This window comes from Rhizomicrobium sp. (assembly GCF_056722145.1).
The window spans coordinates 1-10,100 of record NZ_JBWZET010000100.1 but is presented as its reverse complement, the minus strand read 5'-3'; the positions used below and the strand labels follow the sequence as shown (position 1 = coordinate 10,100).

Below are 10,100 nucleotides of genomic sequence, written 5' to 3'. Positions count from 1 at the left end.
ATCGCCGAGGTCTGCGGCTTCGCCACCACGACGCCGGTGCATCGCATGCAGACCGAAGACTATTCGGCGCACGCGGTACGGTTTACGAACGGCGCGCTCGGCGTCATCGAAGCCACCACCGCCAACTATCCCGGCGATGCCGAACGGATCGAATTCATCGGCACGGGCGGCACTGCGGTACTGTCGGGCTATGGCTATGCCGCGCGCTTCCACGACGGCACCAGCGAAGACTTCTCGCCGCCGCTGGAGACCATGGGCGGCGGCGCCGACCCGATGGCCTTCCCGCACGATCTGCATCGGGCGGTGTGGGACGATTTTCTCGACGCCATCACCCAAAAGCGCGCTCCGCGCGTGACCGCTCGCGAAGCCATGAAGGTGCATCACCTCGTCGACGCGATGCTTGCGGCGGGGAAGACGGGCACGACAGTGCGGGTCAGCGAATAGCGAATAGAAAAAAGGGGCCTGACTGGACATACCGGTCAAGCCCCCTATTCGCTACTCCCTATTCGCTATTTGCCCACTCACTTCGGCGCCGGGCCTTGCGTCACCTGCACCAGATCGCCCGGACGGATCCATTTGGCGAAGGCGGCCTGGACTTCGGCGGCACTCATCGCGGCGTAGGCCTTGGCGGCAATGGTCGGCTCGTCGAGCGGCAGGTCGTATTCGGCGCGTTCGAGGAAACCGTGGGCGATGTCGTCGACGCTGGCCTCGCCGAGCGGCAGCTGGCGCAGCACCATTGCCTTGACGCGATCGAGTTCCTCTTGCGGCACAGGCTTTTCCTGCATCGTCTTGAGGTTCTGCACCACGATCGCCGCGGCCTTGGCGACGTTCTCGGGATCGGAGGCGTACTGGACGTAATAATTGCCGCGCGTGCGGCCTGATTGCAGCGACGAGCCCACCGAATAGACGAGCCCGGCGTTCTTCCTCAGATCGATCGACAGGCGGGTTGAATAGAATCCGCCGCCCAGCACCTGATTGCCGAGCGCCAGGGCGTAATAATCGGCGTGGGTGCGCGGCAGTGCCAGGGTCTCGGCAAGCGTGACGTTGTCCTGCACCCGGCTGTCGTCCGGCACGGCGACCTGAACCGGCTTGTTCGGCGGTGCCAACGGCAGGTCGACCAGCGGCTTCGGCCCCTCCGCTGTCCAGGCGCCGAAATAGCGGCCGATCACGTCTTTGGCCCGCTCCGGCGTGATATTGCCGATCACCACGATGGTGGTCATATCGGGACGGAACACCGATTTGTAATAGGCAAGCACGTCGTCGCGCTTAAGGCCTATCACGCTGGCGCCGGTGGCTTCGCGGCGCGATGGATCGTCGGGCGGGAACAGCGCCTCCACCAAGGCGCGCTGAGCGAGATAGCCCGGGGTGTGATTGCGCGATTCCACCGACTGGGCGATTTGCGGCAACACCGCCGTCATCGCGGCCTGCGGCAGCGCCGGCGTCAGTTCGTGCTGCGCCAGAAGCTCGACGCCGCGGTCGAAATCCTCGCTCAGCACATGCAGCGAAAAATCGCTGCCGGCCCGTTCCTGGGCACCGATGGCATCAAGCTGGGTTTCAAAGGCGATACGGTCGAGTTTCTCGGTGCCGAAGTTGAACAGCGACCCGAGAATGAAATTGACGCCGTCCTTACCCGCCGCGACTTGCGTCTCGGGCCGGTTGCGGATGTGGCCGAACACGCTGACGGTGTCGCTGACTTTCGACGGTTGCACGATCAGCCTCAAGCCATTCGGCAGCACCGACACCACCGGCGCCAGGGTCGAGGCGGGAACGTCGAGGCGGTTGACCGCGGTGCTGGCCCATTCGGGCAGCGCCACCGGCTTGGCTTCGCCGAGACTGATCGTTTCCATGCCGCCGCCGCCCGAAGATGCGACCGGCTTGCCCGATCCCTTGGGCAACAAGAGGCCCGAAATCGCGGCGTCGAGATGCAGATACTGGCGGGCGACGCGATTGACATCGGCGACCGTGACGTTCTCGATGCGGTGCAAATCCTCGTCCGGCGACGACAGGCCGTACAGCGCCACCGCATCGGCCCACACCGACGCGAGATCGGCGATCGAGTTCTTCTGCAGCTCGGTGGAGCGGCGTTCCTGTTGCTTGGCCGCTTCAACCAGTTCCGGCGGTACGCCGTCGCGCGCGACCTTCTCGAGGATGGTGCGGACCTGGGCTTCGAGCGCATTGCCGTCGGTGCCCGGCGCGTAGCTCACCGCGGCATAGGCGACCGACGCCTTCGCCTGCGGATCGAGGGCGAATTCGGCGCCCAGCGCCTTTCCCTGCGCCACCAATCCGTAAAGCTCGAAGCGGCGGCTGGAGAGCACGTCGGCGAGCACTTCTAGAGCCGGAAAATCCTTCGCCTGCAGGCCCGGAAAGCGCATCGCGATGACGCGGGTGTAGTTGGGATAATCGGAATCGATGGTGAAGATCGCCGGCTTCACCGGCTTGAATTCGAGGTGCGCCCGCGCCGGCAGCGTCCGCCGCGGAATCGGACCGAACAGCGCCTTGACCTTGTCGAGCGTCTTCTGCGGATCGACGTTGCCGACCAGCACCAGAATGGCGTTGTTGGGGGCGTACCACTTCTGATGAAACGCCTTCAGATCGGCGCCGCTGGTCTTGTCGAACGACGCCCGGGTGCCGAGCGCGTCATGTTCATAGGGGGTGCCGGCGAACAGTTCGGAGCGCAACCGCTCGTACAGCTTGTAGCCGGGAGCCGATTGATCCTGCGCCACTTCCTGCTCGATGGCGCCGCGTTCCTTCGACCATTCCGCTTCGCTCGACGACACATCCTTCATGCGCAGCGCTTCAATATTGAGCGCGACGTCGAGGTCTTCGGCCGGCACGGTATACAGATACTGGGTGAGGCTGCCGCGGGTATTGGCGTTGAAATCGCCGCCCATCATGGCGCCGATATTGGCCAGCTGGTCGGCCGAGAGCCCTTCGCTGCCGCGGAACATCATGTGCTCAAGCGCGTGGGGTGTCCCCGGGAAGCCGGCCGGGGCGTCGTCGGAGCCGACCAGATAGTTCACCGAGGTCGCCACTACCGGCGCAAGTGTGTTGCGAACAATAATCACCCGCAAACCGTTCGACAGCTTCGCCCGCAACACGGTCTGGTCGGCGCTCTGCTGGGTGGCGGCGGCCGGGGCGTGGTGGTGACGGCGGGCTTCGGCGGAATGTCCGCTCGTCAACAGGACCGCGACGGCCGCGATCAGCGCCCGACCCAATGCACCTTGGTTCATGCAGGGGAACTCCATGTGAAGGGACTACCGTACGGCGCAAACCGGCCGGCTGTGAAGCGGTGGACTGGCGAAAAATCAGTCATGCCTAGGAACTGGTTAGGGCTTCAGCGCCGCCCAGGCGGCCTCGACCTCGGCCACCACCGGGTCCGGCAGCGGGACGTAATGCAGCCGTTCCGACTCGGCGCGCCCGTCGTGCAGGGCAAAGCGCAGGAACTGCACGATCTGGCGGTTCTCGGCCCCGTCGGCATGCAGCAGCATGTAGGTGGGGGCAGTCAATGGCCAGCTCTCAGCGCCCGGCGGGTTGGCCGGAACCGGATTGTTCTGGCGGCGGAAATCGGCAACCCGGGCGGTCGCCCGGAAAGACGCCATATCGGGCACTACCCGCCGACCGGCGCCATTGACGAGCGCGGTGAAGGAAAGCCGGCTCTCCTGGGCATAGGCGTACTCGACGTAGCCGATGGCGCCGCGGGTTTGGACCAGGGTGGCCACCACCCCGGCATTGCCCTTGGCGGCGGAGCCGGTCGGCCAGGCCACCGCCGGCCCCGTCCCCACCAAACCGCTCCAGTCTTTGGAAACGGCCGCCAGATAGGCGGTGAAATGCCACGTCGTGCCGGAAGCGTCAGAGCGGTGGACGACAATGATCGGCAGCCGCGGCAGGGTGAGCCCGGGATTGAGGCGGGCGATGGCGGGGGCGTCCCAACGGATGATTTTGCCGAGATAGATGTCGGCCACGGTCGGCCCATCGAGCGTCAAGGCGCCGGGAGCGATGCCGGGCAGGTTCACCACCGGCACGATGGCGATGAAAAGAATTGGGAACTGCACTAGGTGCCCGCGGTCCAGATCGGCCGGCGCCAGCGGCACGTCGGTGTTGCCGAAATCGATTGTGCGCGCCATCGACTGGCGGATGCCGCCACCCGAACCGATCGGCTGGTAATTCATCTTCACACCGGTGCGGGCGCGCCAATCGGCAGCCCACCGGCTCATCACCGGATAAATGGCGGTGCCGCCACCGCCGCTCGCATCGGCCAGCGCCGGCGTCGCCAACAGCAGCAGCGAAGCGAGCCGTATCAGAAGGGATTTCGCGCCCATGACAGTCCTCCGCCGGATCGAGTCGTGCGATCCTTATAAGTCTCCCGCACCGATTGCCGCAGCCGGGACGCCGCAGGTTTGATGTAAACCGCCCTCCTGCGACCAAACGCGCATCGGGATGATCCCGCATAACGCCACGGAATAGGTAGCAACCCGAATTTCGCACCGCGGGTCGGTGTCGTTTGATCCGCTTCAGGAAACAACACGTTCGTGAGCTTCAGATGGGCACGTTGATCCGAGTTATTTTCCGCGAAGGCACTCCGAGACAAAAACTGCGCGTCAGCCAGTCGCGGCGATCGACAGTGGCACGCGAGCGCGGCCTCACCCTGTGGCGCGAACGCGATGATCTAGTGATCGCGGCGGCCTACCGCGTCGCCCCTCCCGGCGAGATCAAGACCGAGGCACACGCGAGTCCCCCGTTGAAATTCGCGCCTCAGGCGTAGGCGAGACCCCTTTGTGGCGGCCGGAAACGGCGGTGACGGCATGACGGCCTTCGCCGCCGTTTTCTTTTGCCGGACCGCCCGGGCCATTTGCCCAGCAATTGCGCACTTGCGCGGAATTAAATGCGAATGAAGCACACTTACAGCCAGAGCGGAGTCTTCTACCTCGTCACGACCGCAGAAGGCGTGAATCCGGCGCCATTTTCACCACCTTCGCCCCATGATGAGACACATCCGTGACGACGGTGTTCAGGTTCAGATTATGGCGAAAAAACGGTGCGCCTTTGCGCCTCACGGCTGCGCGAATACGTAGCATTGCGAATAATCCCGACAGGTTTATGCGCACGGCGACTGCACAGCTGAAAGCGTCTGCGTCCCATGAGGAAACTTGATTCAAATCATGTTCGGGGACGTGGCCGGAATGGTAGTTGCGGGGCGCATTGGCGCTTCGTGCAACGGTGCGGCCTTAGCCAATAAAAACAGTGCGCCAAATCGGCGCAAACCCTGACTCAACAACAATGGGCGGAAGAAAAATGAACGTAAAATATCCAGGTATTCCTACGGTAATCCACGGTAACGGCGCCGTAGCCGAAGTGATGGGCAATGTATGCGGCGGCGTCATCGGGTATCCGATCACTCCGTCCACTGAAATTTCCGAAATCTACGAGGCCTTCCGTGCCCAGGGCGGCGTCAACGTCTGGGGCAAGCTCCCCTTCTTCTTCGAACCGGAAGGCGAGCATTCCGCCCAGTCCGGCGCTCTCGGCGCCACGCTGACGGGCGGCAAGTACATCTCGAACGCGTCGTCGAGCCAAGGTATCCTGTACGGCATCGAATCGCACTACGTCACCGTCGGTCACAAAGCCGGCGGTTTTGTTTTGCAGGTCGCCGCACGCGTTGTGTCGAAGCACTCGCTGAACGTGATGGCGGGCCATGACGACGTCTATGCCCTGCTCACCGCCGGCTACACCATCCTGTTCGGCTCCAACCCGCAGGAAGCCGCCGACCTCGCCGCGATCTCCTACAAGATCAGCGCCGACAGCCTGATCCCGGTCGCCAACGCGTTCGATGGCTTCACCACTTCGCACATGCTGTCCGAAGCCGTGATGCCGGAAAAGGACCTCCTCAAGGAATTCCTCGGCGATCCGTCGGGGCGCATCCCGTGCCCGACCGTGGCGCAGGAGCTTCTGTTCGGCGCCAAAGGCCGCGTCTATCAGCTGAAGCGCTATCTGGCGCAGCATGAAGGCGACTTCGCCGTCGACGGCTACAAGAAGATCGTCGAATTCCTCGACAAGAACGCCGATGCCGTCGAGAAGGACAATGCCGGCGCCCTCGTCGCCAAGGTTGCCGACCTGGTTCCGGAAGAACTCGCCGGTGCCTTCAAGCGCCAGTGGGTCAACGCCTATGAGAAGGGCACCCGCCAGCGCGTTCCCGCCCTCGTCGACGTCAACAACCCCGGCCTGACCGGCCCGGTGCAGAACCAGCCCGACTTCCAGTCCGGCGCCGCCGACCATCGCACCCACTTCGTACGCGACGTGCCGCGCTTCGTCCGCGAGGCGATGGCTGAGTATTCCAAGCTTACCGGGCGCGAATACAGCCCGATCAAGACCTATCACTGCGAAGACGCCGAAATCGTGCTCGTCGGCATGGGCTCGGTGACCGATGATGCGCTCGCCGTCTGCAATTATCTGCGCGGCCAGGGCAAGAAGGTCGGCGTGGTCTCGATCAAGCTGCTGCAGCCGTTCCCGGAAGCCGAAGTCGTTGCGGCGCTGAAGGGCAAGAAGGCCGTCACGGTGCTCGAGCGTTCCGACGTCACCGCGCTGACCAGCTTCGTCAACACCGCCCTTCTGAAGGGCATCGCCAACGCTCAGGGAGGCACCAACGAAGGCATTCCGGCCCTCGACAAGCTGCCCAAGCTGACCACGGCGATCTTCGGCCTCGGCGCCCATGACACCCAGCCGCGCCACCTGATCGCCGCCTACAAGAACATGGAAAAGAACAACGCGCCGCTGGTCTATCTCGGCACGCAGTTCTTCTCCAAGAACCCGTCGCCGCGCATGGCCGAACTGCAGGCCAAGCTGAAGTCGGCCTATCCCGAGACCGAACTGATGGGTCTCGAGACCGAAGCCAACCCGAACCTGCTGCCGAAGGCCGCCTTCCGCATCCGCTTCCACTCGGTCGGCGGTTACGGCACGATGGCCACCGGCAAGCTGCTGACCGACATCCTTGCCAACGTGCTCGAGCTGCATTCCAAGGCCGCTCCGAAGTACGGCTCGGAAAAGTCGGGTGCGCCGACCAACTACTACATCACGCTGTCGCCTGAGCCAGTGCTGCAGTCGAACGCCGAAATCGAAGATGTCGAAATCGTCGTTTCGCCGGACCACAAGGTGTTCGCCCACACCAATCCGCTGAAGGGTATCGTCGAAGGCGGCACCTTCATCATGCAGAGCATGGAAACGGCGATCGACGTGTGGAAGTCGATCCCGCTGGCGGCCCGCAAGCTCATCCGCGACAAGAAGATCAAGTTCTTCATCCTGGACGGCTTCAAGGTTGCGAAGCCCCACGCGCCGACGCCGGAACTCGAAACCCGCATGATGGGCATCGCTTTCATCGGCGCCATCTGCGGCCACGTCGACCGCATCGTCGGCGGCGCCAGCCAGGACGCCATGCTGGACAAGATCCGGCACGATCTGTCGAAGAAGTTCGGCGCCAAAGGTGCGGCGGTTGTCGAAGGCAACCTCACCGTCATCAAGGAAGCCTTCGCCGCCACGGAGAAGGTCAACTACGACGCGCCGGAATACCTCGAAGCCGACAAGACCCCGCCGAAGGCTGCCAGCCTGACCAACGCGGTCTCGGCCTCGATGTGCCACGTCATCCGTCCGGATGCCTCGGCCAACTTCGGCGATTCCGACTACTTCAACGAAATCGTTGCCCAGCCGTTCAAGGACGGCACCATCAGCGAGTCCCCGGTGATGCCCGGCACGGGCCTGTTCATGCCGGCCGGCACTGCTGCCAACAAGGACAAGGGCCTCTTCCGCCGCACCGTTCCGGAATACAAGCCGGACCTGTGCACGGGCTGCATGGAATGCACGCTGGTCTGCCCCGATGCCGCGATCCCGAACACGGTTCACGACATCCGCGACCTGCTCAACGTCGCCATCAGCCAGCTCGACCTCGCTCCGGCGCAGATCGCAGCCCTGAAGGAAACGGTCCCGGCCCTCGCCGATGCCGTCCGCACCGCCTATCGCGCCACCAAGGGCGCGCCGGTGTTTGCTGACGTCGTTGCCGCTGCCGCCGAGACGGTCGCCGCCGACAATGCCATCCTCAAGAAGAACGTCGGCAAGCTCGCCGCCGCTCTGTCGGTGTTCCCGGTTGCCAAGACCAAGCCCTTCTTCGATGCCATGGAAAAGGAAAACCCCGGTTCGGGCGGCCTCTACTCCGTGACCGTCGATCCGTGGAAGTGCTCGGGCTGCATGGAATGCATCGAGGTTTGCGGTTCGGGTGCGCTCGCCCGCCGCGATCAGGACAGCGAACTTCTGGAAACCCTCCAGACCCGCTTCGAGTTCCTGTCGCGCACGGCCAACACCCCGGCCCGCTTCGTCGAAGGCGCCACCGCCCCCGACGGCGACATCAAGCGCTTCATGCTCGATCGCAACAACTACTACACCACGACGGGCGGCCACGGCGGCTGCCGCGGTTGCGGTGAAGTGACGGCGATCCGCCTGGTGACGAGCGCCAACAACGCCATCCACGATGTCCGCCGCAAGGCCCACATCAAGGAACTGGAAGCCCTGATCGAAAAGCTCACCGCCAAGGCCGCCACCGTGGCCGACGCGGCGCGCAAGGATCGCATCGCCAAGGCGACCGCGGTTCTCGAGAAGCGCCTCTACAATTTCGAGTCCGGCCCCTCGGGCAAGGGCCCGTCGGCGTCGGTGATTGCCAATGCCACCGGCTGCTCGAGCGTTTATGCCTCGACGTTCCCCTTCAACCCCTACAACAGCCCGTGGGTGAACAGCCTGTTCCAGGATCACCCGGCGGTCGCCAAGGGCATCTTCGAAGGCATCGCCCACGAAGCTGCCACCGACGTGATCGCCCTCAGGACCGCCAAGCTCGAACTCGAAGACGAGTACGATGGCGCGGTGCACGACAAGTTCTTCCGGACCTTTGCCTGGGCGGACTTCTCGGCTGAAGAACTGGCGTTGATGCCGAGCGTGTTCTGCATCGGCGGCGACGGCGCCACCTACGACATCGGCTTCGGCGCCCTGTCGCGCATCATGTCGACCACCACCCCGATCAAGGCTTTGGTCCTCAACACCGGCGCCTATTCCAACACCGGCGGCCAGGCTTCCACCGCCTCGATGACCGGTCAGGACGCCGACCTGGCGCGCTTCGGTGCGGCCCACTCGGGCAAGCAGGACAGCCGCAAGGAACTCGGCCTGATCGCCGCGTTCCACCCCAACGTCTTCGTGGTCCAGTCGAACACCGCCCACCAGGGTCACTTCCTGAAGTCGGTGCTCGCCTACATCAACCACAACGACTCGCCCGCCCTCCTCGACGTCTACACGCCGTGCCAGGGTGAGCAGGGCATCGCCGACAACGCCTCGTCGGAACATGCGCGCCTGTCGGTTGACAGCCGCATCAGCCCGCTGTTCGTCCATGACCCGTCGAAGGGTTCGGACCTGCATGCTCGCTTCTGCCTCGAAGGCAACCCGGAACCGACCAAGGACTGGGCGACCTTCACGCTTGAGCATGTCGAGAACGGCGAGATGAAGCTGCTCGAACTGCCGTACACCCCGGCCGACTTTGCCCGGACGGAAACCCGCTTCAAGAAGCAGTTCAAGAAGCTGGCGGCCAATGCCGACGCCCTGCCAATCGCCGAATACGTGGCGCTCCCGGCCGGCGAACGCAACGGCAAGGTGCCCTTCGTCTATTCGACCGACGACAACAAGAAGCTGGTCAAGCTTCAGGTGTCGGATACGCTGGTCGCCCTGGTCGAAGAGCGCCGCAAGTATTGGCGGACCCTGCAGTACCTTGCCGGCATCAACGTCGAGATGATCGACGCCAGCCACAAGGTCGAGCTCGAAACCCTCGAAGCCAAGTACAAGGAAGCGGTCGACGGCCGTGAAAACGCCATCGACTCGATCGCCCGCGCGATGAGCGAACTGGCAGCTTCCTCGAAGGCTCCGGCGGCGGGTGGCATCGGACTGGCACTCGGCGGCGCGGCTCCGGCTGCGGCTCCGGCGGCGGCAGCTCCGGCGGCAAACGGCGATGCGGTGGTCGGGTTTGACGACGCCAATATCGCCAAGTGCACCAACTGCAAGACCTGCTACACGCAGCTTCCCGA

The 10,100-nt window shown here is 64.1% G+C and carries 5 protein-coding genes; 3 read left to right on the top strand and 2 right to left on the bottom strand.

All coding sequences use genetic code 11. From position 1 onward, the window contains the following. The coding region (locus AC1P6P_RS05570) for a Gfo/Idh/MocA family oxidoreductase (RefSeq protein ID WP_481401445.1) at positions 1–444 on the top strand (444 nt) is incomplete at its 5' end. A gap of 77 nt (positions 445–521) precedes the next feature. Here AC1P6P_RS05570 and AC1P6P_RS05565 read toward each other — a convergent pair. Beyond that, positions 522–3,230 (bottom strand): M16 family metallopeptidase, encoded by a 2,709-nt coding sequence (locus AC1P6P_RS05565; protein WP_481401444.1) that lies wholly within the window; start codon positions 3,228–3,230, stop codon positions 522–524. 96 nt (positions 3,231–3,326) lie between these two features. Then, positions 3,327–4,319 (bottom strand): phosphate ABC transporter substrate-binding protein PstS, encoded by a 993-nt coding sequence (gene pstS / locus AC1P6P_RS05560; RefSeq protein ID WP_481401443.1) that lies wholly within the window; start codon positions 4,317–4,319, stop codon positions 3,327–3,329. Between the two features lie 221 nt (positions 4,320–4,540). On the opposite strand from pstS, the gene AC1P6P_RS05555 reads away from it, so the two are divergent. Together AC1P6P_RS05555 and AC1P6P_RS05550 are read left to right on the top strand one after the other, a co-directional pair. Continuing rightward, a complete protein-coding gene (locus AC1P6P_RS05555) occupies positions 4,541–4,762 on the top strand; it encodes a hypothetical protein (protein ID WP_481401442.1) in 222 nt (73 codons plus the stop codon). A gap of 530 nt (positions 4,763–5,292) precedes the next feature. Continuing rightward, positions 5,293–10,100 (top strand): 2-oxoacid:acceptor oxidoreductase family protein (locus AC1P6P_RS05550; protein ID WP_481401441.1); only part of this gene is annotated, 4,808 nt, incomplete at its 3' end.

What these genes read in the sequence shown, in the direction of transcription:
- AC1P6P_RS05565 (WP_481401444.1), bottom strand. Translation starts at nt 3,230, where the DNA reads ATGAACCAAGGTGCATTGGGTCGGGCGCTGATCGCGGCCGTCGCGGTC.
- pstS (WP_481401443.1), bottom strand. Translation starts at nt 4,319, where the DNA reads ATGGGCGCGAAATCCCTTCTGATACGGCTCGCTTCGCTGCTGCTGTTG.
- AC1P6P_RS05555 (WP_481401442.1), top strand. Translation starts at nt 4,541, where the DNA reads ATGGGCACGTTGATCCGAGTTATTTTCCGCGAAGGCACTCCGAGACAA.